This window comes from Pseudomonas sp. ADAK18, assembly GCF_012935695.1.
GTDB lineage: Bacteria > Pseudomonadota > Gammaproteobacteria > Pseudomonadales > Pseudomonadaceae > Aquipseudomonas.
The window spans coordinates 1750653-1770345 of sequence record NZ_CP052859.1 but is presented as its reverse complement, the minus strand read 5'-3'; the positions used below and the strand labels follow the sequence as shown (position 1 = coordinate 1770345).

17 protein-coding genes are annotated in these 19693 nt (G+C 58.5%); 12 read left to right on the top strand and 5 right to left on the bottom strand.

From position 1 onward, the window contains the following. Positions 1-5: 5 nt before the first annotated feature. Together lolA and ftsK are read right to left on the bottom strand one after the other, a co-directional pair. Positions 6-629: an outer membrane lipoprotein chaperone LolA gene (gene lolA / locus HKK55_RS07930; protein ID WP_169354135.1), complete on the bottom strand. Its 624-nt coding sequence runs from the start codon at positions 627-629 to the stop codon at positions 6-8. A 56-nt stretch (positions 630-685) separates the two neighbouring features. After that, positions 686-3091 carry a DNA translocase FtsK gene (ftsK, locus tag HKK55_RS07925; RefSeq protein WP_169354134.1) on the bottom strand — a complete coding sequence of 802 codons (2406 nt, stop codon included), beginning with the start codon at positions 3089-3091 and terminating at the stop codon, positions 686-688. A gap of 475 nt (positions 3092-3566) precedes the next feature. Between ftsK and aat the strand changes: the two genes are divergently transcribed. From aat to infA, 3 genes are all read left to right on the top strand, one after another. Continuing rightward, complete coding sequence (aat, locus tag HKK55_RS07920; RefSeq protein ID WP_169354133.1) at positions 3567-4247, top strand: leucyl/phenylalanyl-tRNA--protein transferase; 681 nt, start codon at positions 3567-3569, stop codon at positions 4245-4247. 55 nt (positions 4248-4302) lie between these two features. Continuing rightward, complete coding sequence (locus HKK55_RS07915) at positions 4303-5010, top strand: arginyltransferase (protein WP_155584002.1); 708 nt, start codon at positions 4303-4305, stop codon at positions 5008-5010. A gap of 100 nt (positions 5011-5110) precedes the next feature. Next, entirely contained in the window at positions 5111-5329 is a 219-nt protein-coding gene (gene infA / locus HKK55_RS07910; protein WP_002553999.1) for a translation initiation factor IF-1, read from the top strand. A 161-nt stretch (positions 5330-5490) separates the two neighbouring features. Here infA and clpA read toward each other — a convergent pair whose 3' ends face one another. Together clpA and clpS are read right to left on the bottom strand one after the other, a co-directional pair. Beyond that, the gene (gene clpA, locus HKK55_RS07905; protein WP_169354132.1) at positions 5491-7761 is read right to left on the bottom strand and encodes an ATP-dependent Clp protease ATP-binding subunit ClpA; all 2271 of its coding nucleotides are present in this window, start codon (positions 7759-7761) and stop codon (positions 5491-5493) included. A gap of 29 nt (positions 7762-7790) precedes the next feature. Next, the gene (gene clpS / locus HKK55_RS07900; protein WP_169354131.1) at positions 7791-8180 is read right to left on the bottom strand and encodes an ATP-dependent Clp protease adapter ClpS; all 390 of its coding nucleotides are present in this window, start codon (positions 8178-8180) and stop codon (positions 7791-7793) included. A 218-nt stretch (positions 8181-8398) separates the two neighbouring features. On the opposite strand from clpS, the gene cspD reads away from it, so the two are divergent. Further along, positions 8399-8665, top strand: a complete 267-nt coding sequence (gene cspD / locus HKK55_RS07895; RefSeq protein ID WP_272902585.1) for a cold shock domain-containing protein CspD — start codon at positions 8399-8401, stop codon at positions 8663-8665. A gap of 83 nt (positions 8666-8748) precedes the next feature. Here the strand turns inward: cspD and icd are convergent, their stop codons facing one another. Beyond that, positions 8749-10005, bottom strand: a complete 1257-nt coding sequence (gene icd / locus HKK55_RS07890) for an NADP-dependent isocitrate dehydrogenase (protein WP_010172708.1) — start codon at positions 10003-10005, stop codon at positions 8749-8751. Positions 10006-10499: 494 nt separating this feature from the next. On the opposite strand from icd, the gene HKK55_RS07885 reads away from it, so the two are divergent. From HKK55_RS07885 to HKK55_RS07850, 8 genes are all read left to right on the top strand, one after another. Further along, the gene (locus tag HKK55_RS07885; protein ID WP_169354129.1) at positions 10500-12725 is read left to right on the top strand and encodes an NADP-dependent isocitrate dehydrogenase; all 2226 of its coding nucleotides are present in this window, start codon (positions 10500-10502) and stop codon (positions 12723-12725) included. Positions 12726-12896: 171 nt separating this feature from the next. Then, complete coding sequence (locus HKK55_RS07880; protein ID WP_169354128.1) at positions 12897-14123, top strand: serine hydrolase; 1227 nt, start codon at positions 12897-12899, stop codon at positions 14121-14123. Between the two features lie 70 nt (positions 14124-14193). Then, entirely contained in the window at positions 14194-14640 is a 447-nt protein-coding gene (locus HKK55_RS07875) for an NUDIX hydrolase (RefSeq protein WP_169354127.1), read from the top strand. Positions 14641-14699: 59 nt separating this feature from the next. Beyond that, positions 14700-15824: a tRNA 2-thiouridine(34) synthase MnmA gene (gene mnmA / locus HKK55_RS07870; RefSeq protein WP_169354126.1), complete on the top strand. Its 1125-nt coding sequence runs from the start codon at positions 14700-14702 to the stop codon at positions 15822-15824. Beyond that, complete coding sequence (hflD, locus tag HKK55_RS07865; RefSeq protein WP_010172715.1) at positions 15821-16444, top strand: high frequency lysogenization protein HflD; 624 nt, start codon at positions 15821-15823, stop codon at positions 16442-16444. Before mnmA ends, hflD begins: the two co-directional genes overlap by 4 nt. Before the next feature lie 124 nt (positions 16445-16568). Further along, positions 16569-17939 (top strand): adenylosuccinate lyase, encoded by a 1371-nt coding sequence (gene purB, locus HKK55_RS07860; protein ID WP_169354125.1) that lies wholly within the window; start codon positions 16569-16571, stop codon positions 17937-17939. An 84-nt stretch (positions 17940-18023) separates the two neighbouring features. Then, positions 18024-19190, top strand: a complete 1167-nt coding sequence (locus HKK55_RS07855; protein WP_169354124.1) for a cupin domain-containing protein — start codon at positions 18024-18026, stop codon at positions 19188-19190. Next, positions 19183-19605, top strand: a complete 423-nt coding sequence (locus tag HKK55_RS07850; protein ID WP_169354123.1) for a GNAT family N-acetyltransferase — start codon at positions 19183-19185, stop codon at positions 19603-19605. Before HKK55_RS07855 ends, HKK55_RS07850 begins: the two co-directional genes overlap by 8 nt. The last annotated feature ends 88 nt before the right edge of the window (positions 19606-19693 follow it).

Sequence of the window (19693 nt, the reverse complement as noted above, 5' to 3'; positions counted from 1 at the left end):
GCAGTTTATTCCTGGATCACGTCGGCACCCTTGGGGATGTCGAACTTGAACTTGGAAGCGGCGACAGGCTGGTTGGCCTTAACCCCGGAGAACAGGATATTGGTGCGCTGGCCGACGCTGTCGATCAACTGCATGTCATTGATTACACCGTTACGGAACGACAAGCGCAGGCTGTCGAACAGCGTGTCTTTGGTGGTCGGCTTGAGGGTGAAGTTGATTACACCGCTGGCTTGCTGGGACGTAATATCAAAGCTCTTGCTGATCTGCGACACATCGCCGGACAACAGCAAGGCCGGTGTCTGGCTCAAGCGTGGATCAAGCTTCTTGATGGTCGCCTGCTCCAGGTCCGGATCCCACAAAGTAACTTTCTGGCCGTCGGAAACGATGGTCTGGTCATTGGGCTTGTCGGTTTTCCAATAGAAAAGCCCTGGGCGCTGCACAGCCATCTCGCCAGCCGTTTCCTGCAACCGGGTACCACCACCGTCCAGGGTCAATTGGGAAAAACGCGCGGTGATGGTTTTGGATTGTTCCAGCAAGTTGGTCAGGCTCGCCACGGAGGCAGGATCTGCCTGAGCCGAAAGAGCGGTCAGAGCCAGTGCCGGCAACAACAGCATGCGGATAAGACGCATGGGAGTCCTCATAGATTCGTGTGGAAGGCGTGCCGCGTGTAGCCACGCGGCACGTATCAGTCGCGCATTGGCCCTGGCGCGATGACTTCGCGCGAGCCGTTGGTGTTCATGGACGTCACCACCCCGGCCATCTCCATGGATTCGATCATGCGGGCGGCGCGGTTGTAGCCAATTTTCAGTTTGCGCTGCACGGCGGAGATCGAGGCACGACGGCTTTCCAGGACGAACTGTACCGCCTCGTCATAAAGCGCGTCGGTTTCCGCATCATCATCACCGCCGCTGCCACCGTCGAAGCCGCTACCGGCCTCTTCGACACCGGCGAGGATATCGTCGTTGTATTCCGGTGCGCCCCGCAGCTTCCAGGCTTCCACCACACGGTGTACTTCATCATCGGACACAAAGGCGCCGTGAACCCGGATCGGCAGGCTGGTGCCCGGCGGCATGTAGAGCATGTCACCGTGGCCCAACAGCTGCTCGGCGCCACCCTGGTCGATGATGGTCCGCGAGTCGATCTTGCTCGACACCTGGAATGCCATACGAGTCGGGATGTTGGCCTTGATCAAGCCGGTGATCACGTCCACCGACGGACGCTGGGTGGCGAGAATCAGGTGGATACCGGCCGCACGCGCCTTCTGGGCAATACGAGCGATCAGCTCCTCGACCTTCTTGCCGACGATCATCATCATGTCGGCAAATTCGTCGACCACCACCACAATGGTTGGCAGCTTGGTCAGTAGCGGCGCTTCGTCGTGAATGCTTTCGCGCTTGTACAGCGGATCGGTCAGCGGCGTACCAGCGTCCTGGGCTTCCTTGACCTTGGCGTTGAAGCCTGCGAGGTTACGCACGCCCATCTTCGCCATCAGTTTGTAGCGTCGTTCCATCTCGGCAACGCTCCAGCGCAGGGCGTTGGCGGCGTCCTTCATGTCGGTCACTACCGGGCATAGCAGGTGCGGAATACCTTCGTAGATCGACAACTCAAGCATTTTCGGGTCGATCATGATCAGCTTGGCGTCTTCCGGGCCCGACTTGAACAGGATCGACAGGATCATCGCGTTCACGCCCACCGACTTACCGGAGCCCGTGGTACCGGCCACCAGCAAGTGAGGCATTTTCGCCAGGTCGGTGATCACGGGCTTGCCGCCGATGTCATGGCCCAAGGCCAAAGTGACCGGCGATTTGAAATTGTCATATTCCGGGGTCGACAGCACTTCGGAGAAGCGCACGATCTGGCGGTCTTCGTTAGGAATCTCGATACCGACGGTGGTCTTGCCGGGAATCACTTCCACCACCCGCACACTGGTCACGGCCAGGGAACGCGCCAAATCCTTGGCCAGGTTGGAAATACGGCTGACCTTGACGCCGGCTGCCGGCTGGATTTCGTAACGGGTAATCACTGGGCCCGGGTGGATCGAATCTACCGAGACTTCGACCCCGAACTCCTTGAGTTTGATTTCCAGCAAGTGACCGACGGCCGCCAGGGACTCAGGGGAATAGTTGAGTTGTTTCTTTTCGGCCGGGTCAAGAATCGAAATCGGCGGCAAGGTGCCTTCCACCGCGCTATCGACAAACAGCGGTGCCTGCTTCTCTTTCTGCACGCGATTGCTTTGCTCCGGCGCCTTGGTTGGCGCGGGGGCAATCACCGGCGGAACTTGTTTCTCACGGTCGGACATGTGCTTGGTCAGGGCCTGCTCGCGTTCGATCAGGCGCTCCTTGACCTTGGCCTGCTCGCGACGATCTGGTGTACTCGGCGCCACGACTTCGTTGACGCGAGTGTCGACCTCACGCAGTTGCGCAACCATCCGTTTTCGATCAACACGGGCCGACCACCAACGGTTGGCCGCGCCCTGAAACAGCTCGAACAGGTCGAGGGTGATCTTGCCGGTCACGTCCATGACCTTGAACCAGGACAGATCGGTAAACACCGTCAGGCCGAACAGGAACAAGGCGATGAACATCAGGGTGCTGCCCTGGATATTCAGGGTCCTGCGGGCCAGGTCGCCCAGGCTTTCACCCAAGGCACCGCCCGCGCCCGCCGGCAAACCGGTGGGTGCATGAAAGTGGATATGCGCCAGGGCCGCTCCCGACAACACCAGGAATACCAGGCCGATCAGCCGCCAGGAAAACAGCCAGCCGCTCCATTGCCATGGCTCATGGCGCTGACGGAAGATCTGCCAGGTCTTGATGGCCAACAACAACGGGAAGATATAGGCGAAGTAGCCCAGGACCATGAACAGGATATCGGCACTGTAGGAGCCGGCAGGACCACCGAAGTTCTGCACGTCTTCGATCTTGCTGTTGTGGCTCCAGCCCGGATCATCCTTGCCGTAGGTCAGCAAGGCCATCATCAGGAACAGACACAAGGCGCCAATGGCGATCAGTGCACCTTCCTTGAGCCGGTAGTGCAGATGCTGGCGCCAGGCCGGAACTACTACTGTTTTAGGTGTTGCGGCGGATTTCTTCAAAACGGGTCTTTTCCTGCGCCTTTAGCGCGTCCATCTGTTGAATGACTGCAAAACACTGCCCAATCCGAGCAGGTAAAAAATGAACAAGTGTCGATGAAACTACTTTTAACACTCTGTGACTGATTCATGAAACGGCGATAGCGCCTGAATCGCCGTATTGTACGGGTTTGTGTGCCCGTTGCCACGCCGTAAGCCTGCGTAATGCAGCATAGCAAAGGCCTGTCGCTTGGCGTTCAATTTGAGCATGCATTGTCTTTACTGACAAAGGCTTATGAGCTGTTTTTAGCAATCCAGGCTAGCTTGACGACAACCGGACGCTCCTTGAACCCGATTACGACCATGCCCCCGCGATAGAGTTGCAAAAGCACCCATTGATGTTCGGGCTAGCCCCCAGCCGTTTCGTCGACAATAATCACTGTTCTTGAGATGGGCTTTACACCTGTCACTCCCCTCCCCTTCCGTAAGTCTGGATGCCATGCTGACCTGGTTGCAACGCAACACGCTGACTTTCCCGCCGCTGACAAAAGCCATGCGTGAACCCAACGGCCTGCTCGCCGCCGGTGGTGACCTGTCTGCCGACCGACTGATCCAGGCCTATCGCCACGGTTGCTTCCCCTGGTTTTCGGAAGGCCAGCCGATTCTCTGGTGGTCACCAGACCCACGTACCGTTCTATTCCCCGCCGAGCTGCACGTTTCCCGTAGCCTGGGCAAACTTTTGCGCCAGCAGCGCTACAAGGTGACCTTCGACCAGGATTTCGCCGCCGTCATCCAGGCCTGCGCCGCACCCCGCAGCTACGCCGACGGCACCTGGATCACCGACGCCATGCAAAGTGCCTATCTGCAACTGCATCAGCGGGGTTATGCGCATTCGGTGGAAGTCTGGGACCAAGGCGAGTTAGTGGGTGGTCTCTATGGCCTGGCCATGGGCCAGTTGTTTTTTGGCGAGTCGATGTTCAGTCGCGCCGACAACGCCTCGAAATTCGGCTTCGTCACCCTGGCCAGGCAATTGCAGGCCTGGGGTTTTGTGCTGATCGACTGCCAGATGCCCACCGACCATCTGCACAGCCTCGGCGCCCGCGCCATACCTCGCAGCGACTTTGCAGGGTTCCTGCGCGACCATCTGGACCAACCCAGCGCCGCACCGTGGGTTTCCTAGGCGACTTCCTCGCACCTGGCTTACACTTATTTCAAAGCTTATCCGAGGGTTGATCATGACCGAGCTGGCGCGTTTGAAGTTTTATGCCACTCAACCTCACTCTTGCAGCTATCTGCCCGATGAGCAGGCCACCACGCTGTTCCTCGATCCCAGCCAGCCAATGGACGTGCACGTGTACGCCGATTTATCAGAAATGGGTTTTCGGCGCAGTGGCGACCATCTCTACCGCCCCCATTGCCAGAACTGCAACGCTTGCGTGCCGGCGCGCATCCCGGTGGCGCAGTTCCTGCCTGACCGCAATCAGAAACGTATTCTCAAGCGCAACGCCGACCTGACGGTGACACCGGCAAAACCGGGCTTCAGTGAAGAGTATTTCGATCTCTACCAACGCTACATCGAACAACGCCATGCCGACGGCGATATGTTTCCGCCCAGCCGCGACCAGTTTTCCACCTTCCTGGTGCGCGACCTGCCGTTCTCGCGCTTCTACGAATTCCGACTCGAGGGACGACTGCTGGCCGTAGCCGTCACCGACTTGCTACCCAACGGGTTATCTGCGGTGTACACCTTTTACGAACCCGCCGAAGAGCGCCGTAGCCTGGGGCGCTTTGCGATCCTCTGGCAAATCGGCGAAGCCATACGGCTGGAACTGGAAGCGGTTTACCTCGGATATTGGATCAAGAACTGCAAAAAGATGAACTACAAGACCCAATATCGGCCCATTGAGCTGCTGATTAATCAAAGATGGGTCACGTTGAACTAGAACCCCTTGGCTTAAACCCCATTTTTCGGGCACAATGCACGCCGCTTTTGCCTGGCGCAGTTGCACCGGGCCATTCATTGGATACCGAGGGCTTTACTGCATGTCGAAAGAAGACAGCTTCGAAATGGAAGGCACTGTCGTCGACACCCTGCCCAACACCATGTTTCGTGTGGAGTTGGAAAATGGGCACGTCGTAACCGCGCATATCTCCGGCAAGATGCGCAAGAACTACATTCGTATTCTTACCGGTGACAAAGTGCGCGTCGAGCTGACGCCCTATGACTTGAGCAAAGGGCGCATCACTTACCGCGCTCGTTAAGCAAGTCAATACAAAACGCCCGGTTATGCCGGGCGTTTTTGTTTGGGCACTATTTATCTGTGTGGGAGCGGGCTTGCCCGCTCACACATTGGTTATTTAGTGTATTCAACACAGCAAAAAGGCGCCTTCTCGGCGCCTTTTTGCTGTGCTGCGGTCAGCTATCAGGCCATTTCAGCCGTGGTTTCGAAGTCGAAGGTCAGCTCGCCATCCTTCAGATCGATATGCACCACGCCACCATGGTCAGACAGTTCGCCAAAGAGGATCTCCTCGGCCAGCGGACGCTTGATCTTGTCCTGGATCAGGCGAGCCATTGGCCGCGCGCCCATCGCCGCATCGTAACCACCCTCTGCCAGCCAGCCGCGTGCCGCCTCCGTCACTTCCAGCTGCACGCGCTTGTCTTCCAACTGCGCTTGAAGCTCGGTAAGGAACTTGTCCACCACGCTTTTGATGACCTCATGACTGAGGCGACCAAACTGGATAATGGTGTCCAGACGGTTACGGAATTCCGGCGTGAAACTCTTCTTGATCACTTCCATGGCGTCGGAAGAGTGATCCTGATGAGTAAAGCCAATGGAAGCCCGCGCGGCCGTTTCGGCACCGGCGTTGGTGGTCATGATCACGATCACGTTGCGGAAATCCGCCTTGCGCCCGTTGTTGTCGGTCAGGGTCCCGTGATCCATAACCTGCAGCAGCAGGTTGAAGACTTCCGGGTGAGCCTTCTCGATTTCATCGAGTAGCAGTACGCAATGCGGTTGCTTGGTGATCGCTTCGGTCAACAGGCCGCCCTGGTCGAAACCGACATAGCCTGGAGGCGCACCGATCAGGCGCGACACGGTATGGCGCTCCATGTATTCGGACATGTCGAAACGCACCAACTCGATGCCCATGGCCTTGGCCAGCTGCCGCGCCGCCTCGGTCTTGCCCACACCGGTCGGCCCTGCGAACAGGAACGATCCGACAGGCTTGTCCGGAGACTTGAGGCCGGCGCGAGACAGCTTGATCGCAGTCGACAGCGAATCGATGGCCGCATCCTGACCAAATACGGTCAGCTTGAGGTCACGCTCCAGGTTACGTAGCAACTCCCGATCAGAACTGTTGACGTGTTTTGGCGGAATCCGCGCGATTTTCGCCACGATGTCCTCGACCTGAGGCACGTCGATGCGCTTAACGCGCTTCTCTACCGGTTGCAGGCGCTGGTAGGCCCCTGCTTCGTCGATCACGTCGATGGCCTTGTCCGGCATGTGCCGGTCATTGATATAGCGCGACGCCAGCTCGGCAGCAGCACGCAGGGCCTCATCGGTGTACTCGATGCCATGGTGCGCTTCGAAACGGCCTTTGAGCCCACGCAGAATGCCGATGGTGTCTTCCACCGAAGGCTCGGACACGTCAACTTTCTGGAAGCGACGTGCCAGGGCGCGGTCTTTCTCAAAGATCCCGCGGAATTCCTGGAACGTGGTCGAACCGATGCAGCGGATATCACCCGACGACAACAGAGGCTTGAGCAGGTTGGAGGCATCCATCACCCCACCAGAAGCCGCGCCGGCGCCGATGATGGTATGAATCTCATCGATGAACAGGATCGCCTGTGGGCGCTTTTTCAGCTCGCCGAGCAACGCCTTGAAACGCTTCTCGAAGTCGCCACGGTACTTGGTACCGGCCAGCAAGGCACCGAGATCAAGGGAGTAGACAACGCTATTGGCCAGTAGGTCTGGCACCTGGTTGTCGACGATGCGCTTGGCCAGGCCTTCGGCAATCGCGGTTTTACCCACGCCCGCCTCGCCCACCAGCAGCGGGTTGTTCTTGCGACGACGAGCCAGGATCTGAGCCACGCGCTCAACTTCAAGCTCGCGCCCCACCAGCGGATCGATCCGCCCCTGGCGCGCCAACTCGTTGAGGTTGCTGGCATAAGCATCCAGCGGGTTGCTTGAAGAAGAAGACTCACCGCCCTCGTCATCCTGCATATCCTGCTCACCCTCGGAATGATCGCCATGCCCTGGCACTTTCGAGATGCCGTGGGCGATGTAGTTGACGACATCAATACGGGCGACGCTCTGCTGCTTGAGCAGAAACACCGCTTGGCTTTCCTGCTCGCTGAAGATTGCAACGAGCACGTTGGCGCCCGTGACTTCGCGCTTGCCGGAGCTCTGTACGTGAAAGACAGCACGCTGCAATACCCGCTGGAAGCCCAGGGTTGGCTGGGTTTCGCGGTCCTCATCATGGACAGGGATCAATGGCGTGGTGGAGTCGATAAACTCCTGCAGGTCATGCTTGAGCTTTTCAAGGTTGGCGCCGCACGCACGTAACACGGTGGCGGCAGCTTCGTTATCCAAAAGTGCCAGCAGCAGGTGTTCGACGGTCATGAATTCATGACGCTTCGAACGGGCCTCCTTGAAGGCAAGATTGAGGGTGACTTCGAGCTCGCGGTTTAACATAGCTTCACCTCATACCCAAGTGGTCGGAGTTAACCGTCCTTCTCGATTTCACAGAGTAGCGGATGCTGGCTTTCCCTGGCGTACTGGTTGACCTGCATGGCCTTTGTCTCGGCGATGTCGCGGGTAAACACTCCACATACTGCCCGTCCTTCTGTGTGAACGGCCAGCATTACCTTGGTCGCCAACTCGCGGTTCAGGTTAAAAAACACCTCGAGCACTTCGACGACGAAATCCATCGGTGTGTAGTCATCATTAAACAAAACCACCTTGTACATCGGCGGCGCCTGTAAAGCAGGCTTAGCCTCCTGAACAGCAATGCCTGCAGAACCGTCGTCGTCTTCTTGACCATCCGGGTGATCCTGATGAAGAGTCGGGCGATCCTGATTGAATGTTAGTCGAATCTGGCTGATTGCATGCATGGAAAGAAAGGTTCGTCAGTTGTGCGAATACAGTGGTGGGGGCGACCTGTCAGAATTTCAACTCTGACCAACTGGTCGCCTTGACTATCGGCAAATCGGTGTTACAACCAATAGAACCCACAGTGGGTAAAAAAGGTCCGCGCAGTCAACCTTATTTATTCGGGTTAGGACGGATAAACTGGATGATACTCCAGTGATGGAGTCTGGTGCAGAGGGATATGGGCATGGCAAGCGGTAAGGTCAAGTGGTTCAATAATGCCAAGGGTTACGGCTTCGTCGTCGAAGACGGCAAGAGTGACGACCTTTTTGCGCATTACTCGGCAATTAAAATGGATGGCTATAAAACACTGAAAGCAGGCCAGCCGGTTTCCTTTGAGATCATTCAGGGACCAAAGGGCTTGCATGCGGTGAATATCAGCGCTCCAGTCAGTATCAGCAAAACCAAAGATAGCATTGCTCAAAAACCAAAAGAGCAACTGGCCTGACCGCCACTGAGCACGCGACCCGGAATAAAAAAACGGCCATCCCGAATCATCAGGATGGCCGTTTTTTATTGGCCGTTATCCGCTTACATATGCGAAATCAGCGCATCCCCAAACGCTGACGAAGACAGCAACTTGGCCCCGTCCATCAGGCGGTGGAAGTCATACGTCACGGTCTTGGCAGAGATCGCACCGTTGGTACCCTTGATGATCAGGTCGGCTGCTTCGGTCCAGCCCATGTGACGCAGCATCATTTCCGCCGACAGGATCAGCGAACCCGGGTTGACCTGGTCCTTGCCGGCATATTTCGGTGCGGTACCGTGGGTGGCCTCGAACATAGCTACCGTGTCGGACAGGTTGGCACCCGGCGCAATACCGATACCGCCTACTTCCGCCGCCAGGGCGTCAGACAGGTAGTCACCGTTAAGATTGAGGGTAGCGATCACATCGTATTCGGCCGGGCGCAGCAGGATCTGCTGGAGCATGGCGTCGGCGATGGCATCCTTGACCACGACATTCTTGCCGGTGCGCGGGTTCTTGAACTGCATCCACGGGCCGCCATCGAGCAGGGTTGCGCCGAACTCTTCAGCCGCCACTTCGTAGGCCCACTCCTTGAAGGCACCTTCGGTGAACTTCATGATGTTGCCTTTGTGCACGATGGTCAGCGAGTCACGGTCGTTATCAACCACGTACTGCAAGGCCTTGCGCGCCAAGCGCTTGGTGCCTTCCAAGGACACCGGCTTGACGCCGATCCCGCAATTCTGGTCGAAACGGATCTTGGTGACGCCCATTTCCTCTTTAAGGAACTTGATGACCTTGATCGCCTCCGGGGAACCGGCTTTCCACTCGATGCCGGCGTAAATGTCTTCGGAGTTCTCACGAAAGATGGTCATGTCGACGTCGCCGGGCTTCTTGACCGGGCTAGGTACACCCTCAAACCAACGTACCGGGCGCAGGCACACATACAGGTCAAGCTGCTGACGCAAGGCCACGTTCAGCGAACGAATACCGCCACCGACAGGGGTGGTCAGCGGACCCTTGATGGAAACCACATAATCTTTGACCGCATCCAGGGTTTCCTGAGGCAGCCAGGTGTCCTGGTCGTAAACTTGAGTCGCCTTCTCGCCGGCATAAACCTCCATCCAGGAAATCTTGCGCTTGCCGCCGTAAGCCTTGTTAACAGCTGCATCGACAACCTTGATCATAACCGGGCTGATGTCGACGCCAATACCGTCACCTTCAATGAAGGGAATGATCGGGTTGTCAGGAACATTGAGAGAATGGTCTGCATTGACGGTGATTTTGTCGCCGACTGCCGGAACCTGAATCTTCTTGTATCCCATGCTGAACTCCGTTTGTGGATTGAACATCTGGCTGCATTCGAGCCTACTCCAGATAAATGAGGACTGAAACCTCACGCCCTGCACATTTGCAGCAAAAACAGCACATCTAGTGACCTACAAGCTTGAAAGCAAAGGGAAAAGCGCCAAACTTGAGCACTTCCCACGACTTTAGGCTCACGCCCTCCCCTGCGACCTTTAGACCAATGGACGAGAGACCTTTTGTATGAAGGCTCGGCGTAAGCATAGCGACCTATGTATAATGCCGCCGCTGACCAAAGAGTCACGACGGCTGACCGCTCTAGAACGACGCCCTCCGCCAGAAAAGCCGGGCTGCCACAGCAGCTCACCCGCTTGACGCTCGACTGATGCAACCCAACATCACCGCGAAGAAACATCGACATTTCGCTCATGGATGACTTTGAACGAACGCGCTTTACCCGGCGCATCTCGAGTTTCTGCGCACGCTTTCAGCAAAGAAGAGAGTTAATCCGAATATGCCCACCCGCTCGAAGATCATCTACACCTTCACCGACGAAGCCCCAGCCCTCGCCACCTATTCACTGCTGCCTATCGTAGAGGCCTTCACCGCTTCCGCTGATATTGCCGTGGAAACCCGCGACATTTCCCTCGCTGGGCGCATCCTCGCAAGCTTCCCCGAGCAACTGGGCGCCAAGGCCGTGCCGGACCACCTCGCCGAACTGGGCGCCCTGGCCGTCACCCCTGAAGCCAACATCATCAAGCTGCCTAACATCAGCGCCTCGACGCCGCAGCTGCAAGCCGCGATCAAGGAACTGCAAGCCCAGGGCTTCGACCTGCCGGACTACCCGGAAACCGTAACCACCGACGCGGAAAAAGAAACCCGCGCACGTTACGACAAGATCAAGGGCAGCGCCGTGAACCCGGTCCTGCGCGAAGGCAACTCCGATCGACGCGCACCACTGTCGGTCAAGAACTACGCCCGCAAGCACCCGCACAAAATGGGCGCCTGGGCTGCTGACTCCAAGTCCCACATCGCTCACATGAGCGCTGGCGACTTCTATGGCAGCGAAAAAGCCGTACAGATCGAAACCGCTGATGCTGTCAAAATCGAGCTGATCGCTCAGGACGGCACCGCGACCGTCCTGAAAGAAAAAACCACCGTACAAGCCGGTGAGATCATCGACAGCGCCGTGCTGAGCAAGAAAGCCCTGCGCAGCTTCATCGCCGCTGAAATCGAAGACGCCAAGAAACAGGGCGTACTGCTGTCGGTTCACTTGAAAGCCACCATGATGAAGGTCTCCGACCCGATCATGTTCGGCCAGATCGTTGCCGAGTTCTATAAAGACGCCCTGGCCAAGCACGCTGACGTGCTGGCGCAGATCGGCTTCAACCTGAACAACGGCATCGGCGACCTGTACGCTCGCATCAAGGCCCTGCCGGCCGAGCAACAAGCGCAGATCGAAGCCGACATTCAGGCGGTATACGCCGCTCGTCCGTCCCTGGCCATGGTCAACTCGGACAAAGGCATCACCAACCTGCACGTGCCGAGCGACGTTATTGTCGACGCCTCGATGCCGGCCATGATCCGTGACTCCGGCAAGATGTGGGGCACCGACGGCCAACTGCACGACACCAAGGCCGTGATCCCGGATCGCTGCTACGCCACCATCTACCAGGCGGTGATCGAAGACTGCAAGGCAAACGGCGCCTTCGACCCAACCACCATGGGCAGCGTGCCAAACGTTGGCCTGATGGCGAAAAAAGCCGAAGAGTATGGCTCCCACGACAAGACCTTCCAGATCAAGGCTGACGGCGTAGTCCGCGTCACCGACAGCAAGGGCGACCTGCTGATGGAACAGAAAGTCGAAGCCGGCGACATCTTCCGCATGTGCCAGACCAAAGACGCGCCGATCCAGGACTGGGTCAAACTGGCCGTCAACCGTGCTCGCGCCAGCAACACCCCGGCCATCTTCTGGCTGGACCCACAGCGCGCCCACGATGGCGTCGTGGTCGAGAAAGTTCAGGCTTACCTGAAAGACCACAACACCGAAGGCCTGGACATCCGCATCATGTCGCCTGTCGACGCGATGAAGTTCACCCTGGAACGCACCCGCAAAGGCCTGGACACCATTTCGGTAACCGGCAACGTATTGCGTGACTACCTGACCGACCTGTTCCCGATCATGGAGCTGGGCACCAGCGCCAAGATGCTGTCGATCGTGCCGCTGATGAACGGTGGCGGCCTGTTCGAAACCGGCGCCGGCGGTTCGGCTCCAAAGCACGTGCAGCAATTGCTGGAAGAAAACTTCCTGCGCTGGGATTCCCTGGGCGAGTTCCTGGCCCTGGCTGCTTCCCTTGAGCATTTGGGCGTGAACTACAACAACCCGAAAGCCCTGGTACTGTCCAAAACCCTGGACCAGGCCACCGGCCAGTTCCTCGACAACAACAAGTCGCCATCGCGCAAAGTCGGCAACATCGACAACCGCGGCAGCCACTTCTACCTGGCGCTGTACTGGGCTCAAGCCCTGGCCGCTCAGACTGAAGACACTGCACTGCAAGCGCAGTTTGGCGAACTGGCCAAGACCCTGGCCGCGAACGAGGCAACCATCGTTGCCGAGCTCAACGCTGTACAGGGCAAGCCAGTGGACATCGGTGGTTACTACCACGCCGATGCCGAGCTGATCAGCAAGGCCATGCGCCCAAGCAACACCCTCAACGCGGCGATTGCTGCGCTGGTTTGATGTTTTAAGGTGCCACGCATGAGGATTACTGGCTGATCCTCATGCGACAGGAAAATCCGGAATTCGAAAGGATTCCGGATTTTTTTTGCCTGCTTTTAAGGAACGGGCGCAGCCCTTGCTTTGTCTTCTTATTGTTCCAACTCTCGAAAAACAATAAATAAGGACGTCCCCATGCCAAGAAACCTCTTCCAGGCACTGACCTGCTCCTCGGCACTGGCCTTGCTGACTGCCTGCGCGGCCACTTCTACTCCCTCGCCTCCCTACCCCCATGCACAGGAGCCAATTGGCGACGTGCAGACCATGTATGACGGCAAGCTCAGCCAGGACGCCGCCATCAGTACCTTCCGCAATATCGATCGCTTGTTTCCGGTGCGCACGATCAGGGCCGGCGGCCACCCGCTGCCACTGCCGCGCAGCAGCCAACCGCTGGGCCCGGTTGCATTCGACTACGAAGGCAAACGTTATAGCCTCGACGACTACATCACCCTCAACCGGGTAACGGGTCTGCTGGTGATCAAGGATGGCCAAGTCGTTACTGAACGCTACGAAAAAGGCAATACACCGGACACTCGATGGATGTCGATGTCGGTGGCCAAATCGATTACCTCGACCCTCGTGGGTGCCGCACTGCAGGACGGCTCAATCAAAAGCCTTGATGACAAAGTGACGCAATATTTGCCCGCACTCGCCGGCAGCGGCTATGACCAGACCACCGTACGCCAGGTCCTGGCGATGCGCTCCGGGGTCAAATGGAGTGAGAAATACGCCGACCCAACGTCAGACCGACGAATGATGCTCAAGCTGCAAACCGAACAAGTCCCCGGCTCCGCCCTCAAGTTCATGGCGAGCCTGCCCAGCGCCGCGCCGCCTGGCACTCGGACCAACTACAGCACCGGCGAGACACAAGTGCTGGGCCAACTGGTGAGTGCCGCCACGGGCAAGCCACTGGCGCAATACCTGAGTGAGAAAATCTGGGCGCCGTACGGCATGCAAACCGACGCAAACTGGTGGCTCGACGGTCCCAATGGCAACGAAGTGGGTGGCAGCGGCATCAGCGCAACGCTTGAAGATTACGGGCGCTTCGGACAGTTCGTACTTAGCGGCGGGAAAGCTGGCGACAAACAGGTGCTACCCAAAGGCTGGATGAGTTTCGCCAGTGCCACCACCGGCACCGACCCGGCGTACGGTGACTTTGCCTCCATGTGGTGGCCCGCATGGACCGCCGCCTCCAAGGCCGATAAAGCCTTCACGGCTGCAGGCATTTTTGGCCAGTTTGTCTACATCAACCCCACCCAAAACGTGGTGATCGTCGTGTGGCAAGCGCAAACCAAAGCCACGGGAGCCGAAGTGATTGACGACATGGTCGCCTTCGACGCTATTACCAAGGCCGCGAAGTAACCGGCAGGGGCGTCCAACGGGCGCCCCTGTATGATGCACCTCTGTCCATCAGATTCCTCGAGACGCCCCCATGACCTGGCTACCCCACATCACCGTCGCCACCATCGTCGAAGACAATGGCCGTTTCCTGATGGTCGAAGAGCTCAAGGCCGGCCGTGCCGTACTCAACCAGCCCGCCGGCCATCTGGACCCGCACGAAACCCTGATCGAGGCCGCCGTGCGCGAGACCCTCGAAGAAACCGGCTGGGATGTCGAGGCCACTGGGATTGTCGGAATTTATCTGTACACCGCCCCCAGCAATGGCGTGACCTACCAACGTGTCTGCTTTATCGCCAAGGCGCTGAAACACCACCCGGACTATCAGTTGGACGATGGCATTGTCCGCGCCCGCTGGCTGAGTCGTGACGAACTGATGACCCTGCGCGAGCACTGGCGCAGCGAGCTGATCATCCGTTGCATCGATGATTATCTGGCAGGCTTTAACCACAGTCTCAAATTGATCCGTCCTTCTCTTTAGCCTTGCAGGCTCGGGCCTGCTAGAATCGCGTCCTTTTTAAAGACACCCGTTGAAATCCTATGCGTGATCCAGCCCCTTCTGACACACAAAAGAAGCGCGTCATCGTCGGTATGTCCGGCGGCGTGGATTCTTCCGTTTCCGCCGTCCTGCTGATGGAGCAGGGTTATGAGGTGGAAGGCCTGTTCATGAAGAACTGGGAAGAAGACGATGGAACGGAATATTGCACCGCCATGGACGACCTGGCGGATGCCCAGGCTGTCTGCGATAAAATTGGCATCACGCTGCACACCGCCAACTTTGCTGCCGAGTACTGGGACAACGTATTCGAGCACTTCCTGGCCGAATACAAGGCCGGCCGTACGCCGAACCCGGACATCCTGTGTAACCGCGAGATCAAGTTCAAGGCGTTCCTCGACTACGCGATGATCCTCGGTGCCGACCTGATTGCCACTGGCCACTACGTGCGCCGCCGTGACATCGATGGCCGCACCGAGCTGCTCAAGGGCCTGGACGCCAACAAAGACCAGAGCTACTTCCTGCACGCCGTCGGCGGCGAACAGATCGCCAAGACCCTGTTCCCGGTAGGCGAACTGGAAAAGCCGGAAGTACGCCAGATCGCTGAAAAGCATGGCCTGGCCACTGCAAAGAAAAAGGACTCCACCGGAATTTGCTTTATCGGCGAACGCCGCTTCAGCGACTTCCTCAAGCAGTACCTGCCAGCACAACCGGGCGAGATCAAGACCCCCTCAGGTGAAATCATCGGCCGCCATCATGGCCTGATGTACCACACCATCGGCCAGCGTCAGGGCCTGGGTATCGGCGGCTTGAAAGACGCGAGCGATGAACCATGGTACGTGCTGATCAAGGACCTGGAACACAACGAACTGATCGTTGGCCAGGGCAATGACCACCCGTATCTGTTCTCCCGCGCCCTGCTCGCCTCGGATATCTATTGGGTCAACCCGGTAGACCTGAGTTCCCCGCGCCGCCTGACTGCCAAAGTGCGCTATCGCCAAAGCGACCAGCCTTGCACCCTGGAAAAAACCGACAGCGGCTACCGCGCCACCTTCGACGACCCGCAGCGTGCGGTGACGCCCGGCCAATCCGTGGTGTTCTATGACGGTGAGATCTGCCTGGGGGGCGGCGTGATTGAAGTTGCCGAGCCCTGGAGCAGCCAGGCATGAGCCCGACTCAGGAGCAACTGACGGCACTGGGCGGCGTGTTTCTCGCCGCTGTACTGGTGGACAAAATTGCAAAGACCGGTCAAGTCACCGAGGCCGGTTTGACCTGCATGCTCGGCAGCTTGCTGATCCGTGACCCCAAGGACACCCTCGAAGTCTACGGCGGTGATGACCTGGCCCTGCGCGAAGGCTATCGCGCCCTGGTCGGCGCCCTGGAGCGCGACCCCAGCACCCTGCAGCGCGAGCCATTGCGCTACGCCCTGTCAATGCTTGGCCTTGAGCGCCAACTGGCCAAGCGTGATGACTTGCTGGAGACCATCGGCAAGCGTCTGCCGCAGATCCAGTCCCAGGTCGAGCACTTCGGCCCGGCCCACGAAAATGTGATCGCAGCCTGTGGCGCCCTGTATCAAGACACCCTGAGCACGCTACGCCAACGGATCCAGGTCCACGGCGACATGCGCAACCTGCAACAACCGAACAACGCCTCGAAAATCCGCGCTCTGCTCCTGGCCGGTATTCGTTCGGCGCGGTTGTGGCGGCAGTTGGGCGGCCATCGCTGGCAGCTGGTCATCAGCCGTCGTAAATTGCTTAAAGAGCTTTACCCGTTGATGCGCAACGAATAAGTCGCGCAGGCAACCTTTTTCATCGCCTCACGCGTAATACGCCGGTCAGTTGGCGACGGACCGGCGGATTTTTTCATGTATGATACGCGCCCCATTTCGTTGCCCGACTGTCCGAGAACACCCCATGCAGCTCTCTTCGCTCACTGCGGTTTCCCCTGTTGACGGCCGCTACGCCGGCAAAACCCAGGCCCTGCGCCCTATTTTCAGCGAATACGGCCTGATCCGTGCTCGTGTTCTGGTTGAAGTGCGCTGGCTCCAGCGCCTGGCCGCTCATCCAGGCATCAGCGAAGTGCCGGCGTTCTCCGCGCAAGCCAACGCTGTGCTCAACACCCTGGCGGAAAACTTCGCTCTGGAGCACGCCGAGCGTGTGAAAGAGATCGAGCGCACCACCAACCACGACGTAAAAGCCATCGAGTACCTGCTCAAAGAGCAAGCGGCCAAGCTGCCGGAACTGGCCAAGGTCAGCGAGTTCATCCACTTTGCCTGCACCAGCGAGGACATCAACAACCTGTCCCACGCCTTGATGCTGCGCGAAGGCCGTGATGACGTGATGCTGCCGCTGATGCGCCAGACCGCCGAAGCGATCCGCGAACTGGCTGTCCGCTTCGCCGACGTACCGATGCTGTCGCGCACCCACGGCCAACCGGCTTCGCCGACCACCCTGGGTAAAGAACTGGCCAACGTGGTGTACCGCCTGGAGCGCCAGATCGCTCAAGTCGCCACCGTGCCACTGCTGGGCAAGATCAACGGTGCCGTAGGCAACTACAACGCCCACCTGTCGGCCTACCCTGAGATCGACTGGGAAGAAAACGCCCGCGCCTTCATCGAAGATGAGCTGGGCCTGGGCTTCAACCCGTACACCACGCAGATTGAGCCGCACGACTACATCGCCGAGCTGTTCGACGCCATTGCACGTTTCAACACCATCCTGATCGACTTCGATCGCGATATCTGGGGCTACATCTCCCTGGGCTACTTCAAGCAGCGCACCATCGCCGGTGAAATCGGTTCGTCGACCATGCCGCACAAGGTCAACCCGATCGACTTCGAAAACTCCGAAGGCAACCTCGGCATCGCCAACGCCCTGTTCCAGCACTTGGCCAGCAAGTTGCCGATTTCCCGCTGGCAGCGCGACCTGACCGACTCCACCGTACTGCGTAACCTCGGCGTGGGCTTTGCCCACAGCGTGATCGCGTACGAAGCGAGCCTCAAAGGCATCAGCAAGCTGGAACTCAACGCTCAGAAAATCGCCGCTGACCTGGATGCCTGCTGGGAAGTCCTGGCCGAACCGATCCAGACCGTGATGCGTCGCTACAACATCGAAAACCCGTACGAGAAGCTCAAAGAGCTGACCCGCGGCAAGGGCATCACCTCCGACGCCCTGCAGACGTTCATCGACGGCCTGGATATGCCGGCTGCCGCCAAGGCTGAGCTGAAACTGCTCACCCCGGCCAACTACATCGGCAACGCTGTAGCACAAGCCAAACGCATCTGATCGACCGCTAGACCCTTGAGACGCCCGGCAGCGCCGGGCGTTTTTATTCCCGTCTGAAAAGTGCATTTTTTCAATAGGTTACACATGAATCCTGATATTCCTCTTCAACTTCTGGGCGGCATCACGGCACGGGAATTCCTGCGCGACTACTGGCAGAAAAAACCGCTACTGATCCGCCAGGCCATTCCTGATTTCGAAAGCCCGATCGACGCCGACGAACTGGCCGGCCTGGCACTGGAAGAAGAAGTCGAGTCGCGCCTGATCATCGAGCACGGCGAACGCCCTTGGGAACTGCGCCGCGGCCCATTTGCCGAAGACGCCTTCAGCACCCTGCCCGAGCGTGACTGGACCCTGCTGGTTCAAGCCGTCGACCAGTTCGTCCCGGAAGTGGCCGAGTTGCTGGAAAACTTCCGCTTCCTGCCAAGCTGGCGCATCGACGATGTGATGATCAGCTTTGCCGCCCCTGGTGGTAGCGTGGGTCCGCACTTCGACAACTACGACGTGTTCCTGCTGCAAGGCCACGGCAAGCGTAACTGGAAGATTGGCCAGATGTGCAACGCCGAAAGCCCGTTGCTGCAACACGCCGACCTGCGCATCCTTGCCGAATTCGAAGAGACTGCCGAATGGGTATTGGAACCGGGCGACATGCTTTACCTGCCTCCACGCCTGGCCCATTGCGGCGTCGCCGTGGATGACTGCCTGACCTATTCGGTAGGCTTCCGCGCCCCGAGCGCCGCTGAAGTGCTGACCCACTTCACCGACTTCCTCAGCCAGTACCTGACGGACGAAGAGCGTTACACCGACGCTGACGCCCAGCCTGTGAGCGATCCGCACCAGATTCAGCACGATGCCCTCGACCGCCTCAAAGGCCTGCTGGCCGAGCACATGAGCGACGAACGCATGCTGCTGACCTGGTTCGGCCAGTTCATGACCGAACCGCGCTACCCGGAACTGGTGGCCGGTGAAGAGCTGGGCGAAGACGACGTCATCAACAGCCTGGAAAACGGTGCGATTCTGGTCCGCAACCCAAGCGCCCGCCTAGCCTGGTCGGAAGTGGACGACGACGTGCTGCTGTTCGCCAGCGGCCAGAGCCGTTACCTGCCAGGTAAACTGCGCGAGTTGTTGAAACTGGTGTGTTCGGCCGACGCCCTGCACAGCGAGAACCTCGGCGCATGGCTCGCAGACGAAGATGGCCGCGACCTGGTTTGCGAACTGGTCAAGCAAGGAAGCCTGGGATTTGCCGATGAATAAGATTCACGTAAGTGTCGCGGACTGGCAAAAGGATATCGCTGAGATTCGGCGCATTCGTGAAGCGGTATTTATCGCTGAACAATCGGTTCCACCTGAGCTGGAGTGGGATGCGGACGACGCCGATGCGGTGCATTTTCTCGCGTTTGAAGGCGACTTCCCGATTGGTACCGCGCGCCTGCTGCCCAGCGGTGAAATCGGGCGTGTATCGGTGCTCAAAGACTGGCGCGGGCTCAAAGTCGGCGACAAGCTGATGGAAGCTGTGATTGGCATGGCCGAGAAACGCGGCCAGACCAGGCAGTTCCTCAGCGCACAGGTCTACGCTGCACCGTTCTACGAGCGCCTGGGCTTCAAGATTGTCAGCGATGAGTTCCTGGAAGTCGGGATTCCTCATGTTGATATGGTGCGCGAGGGCTGATCCGAGACTGCGCCGAGCCCTTCGCGAGCAAGTCGAATCGTCGCACCGCCGCTCCCACATTTTGACCGAGTACATCCTTTGGAGTGCG

What these genes read in the sequence shown, in the direction of transcription:
- lolA (WP_169354135.1), bottom strand. Translation starts at nt 629, where the DNA reads ATGCGTCTTATCCGCATGCTGTTGTTGCCGGCACTGGCTCTGACCGCT.
- aat (WP_169354133.1), top strand. Translation starts at nt 3,567, where the DNA reads ATGCTGACCTGGTTGCAACGCAACACGCTGACTTTCCCGCCGCTGACA.
- HKK55_RS07915 (WP_155584002.1), top strand. Translation starts at nt 4,303, where the DNA reads ATGACCGAGCTGGCGCGTTTGAAGTTTTATGCCACTCAACCTCACTCT.
- infA (WP_002553999.1), top strand. Translation starts at nt 5,111, where the DNA reads ATGTCGAAAGAAGACAGCTTCGAAATGGAAGGCACTGTCGTCGACACC.
- clpA (WP_169354132.1), bottom strand. Translation starts at nt 7,761, where the DNA reads ATGTTAAACCGCGAGCTCGAAGTCACCCTCAATCTTGCCTTCAAGGAG.
- clpS (WP_169354131.1), bottom strand. Translation starts at nt 8,180, where the DNA reads ATGCATGCAATCAGCCAGATTCGACTAACATTCAATCAGGATCGCCCG.
- cspD (WP_272902585.1), top strand. Translation starts at nt 8,399, where the DNA reads ATGGGCATGGCAAGCGGTAAGGTCAAGTGGTTCAATAATGCCAAGGGT.
- icd (WP_010172708.1), bottom strand. Translation starts at nt 10,005, where the DNA reads ATGGGATACAAGAAGATTCAGGTTCCGGCAGTCGGCGACAAAATCACC.
- HKK55_RS07885 (WP_169354129.1), top strand. Translation starts at nt 10,500, where the DNA reads ATGCCCACCCGCTCGAAGATCATCTACACCTTCACCGACGAAGCCCCA.
- HKK55_RS07880 (WP_169354128.1), top strand. Translation starts at nt 12,897, where the DNA reads ATGCCAAGAAACCTCTTCCAGGCACTGACCTGCTCCTCGGCACTGGCC.
- HKK55_RS07875 (WP_169354127.1), top strand. Translation starts at nt 14,194, where the DNA reads ATGACCTGGCTACCCCACATCACCGTCGCCACCATCGTCGAAGACAAT.
- mnmA (WP_169354126.1), top strand. Translation starts at nt 14,700, where the DNA reads ATGCGTGATCCAGCCCCTTCTGACACACAAAAGAAGCGCGTCATCGTC.
- hflD (WP_010172715.1), top strand. Translation starts at nt 15,821, where the DNA reads ATGAGCCCGACTCAGGAGCAACTGACGGCACTGGGCGGCGTGTTTCTC.
- purB (WP_169354125.1), top strand. Translation starts at nt 16,569, where the DNA reads ATGCAGCTCTCTTCGCTCACTGCGGTTTCCCCTGTTGACGGCCGCTAC.
- HKK55_RS07855 (WP_169354124.1), top strand. Translation starts at nt 18,024, where the DNA reads ATGAATCCTGATATTCCTCTTCAACTTCTGGGCGGCATCACGGCACGG.
- HKK55_RS07850 (WP_169354123.1), top strand. Translation starts at nt 19,183, where the DNA reads ATGAATAAGATTCACGTAAGTGTCGCGGACTGGCAAAAGGATATCGCT.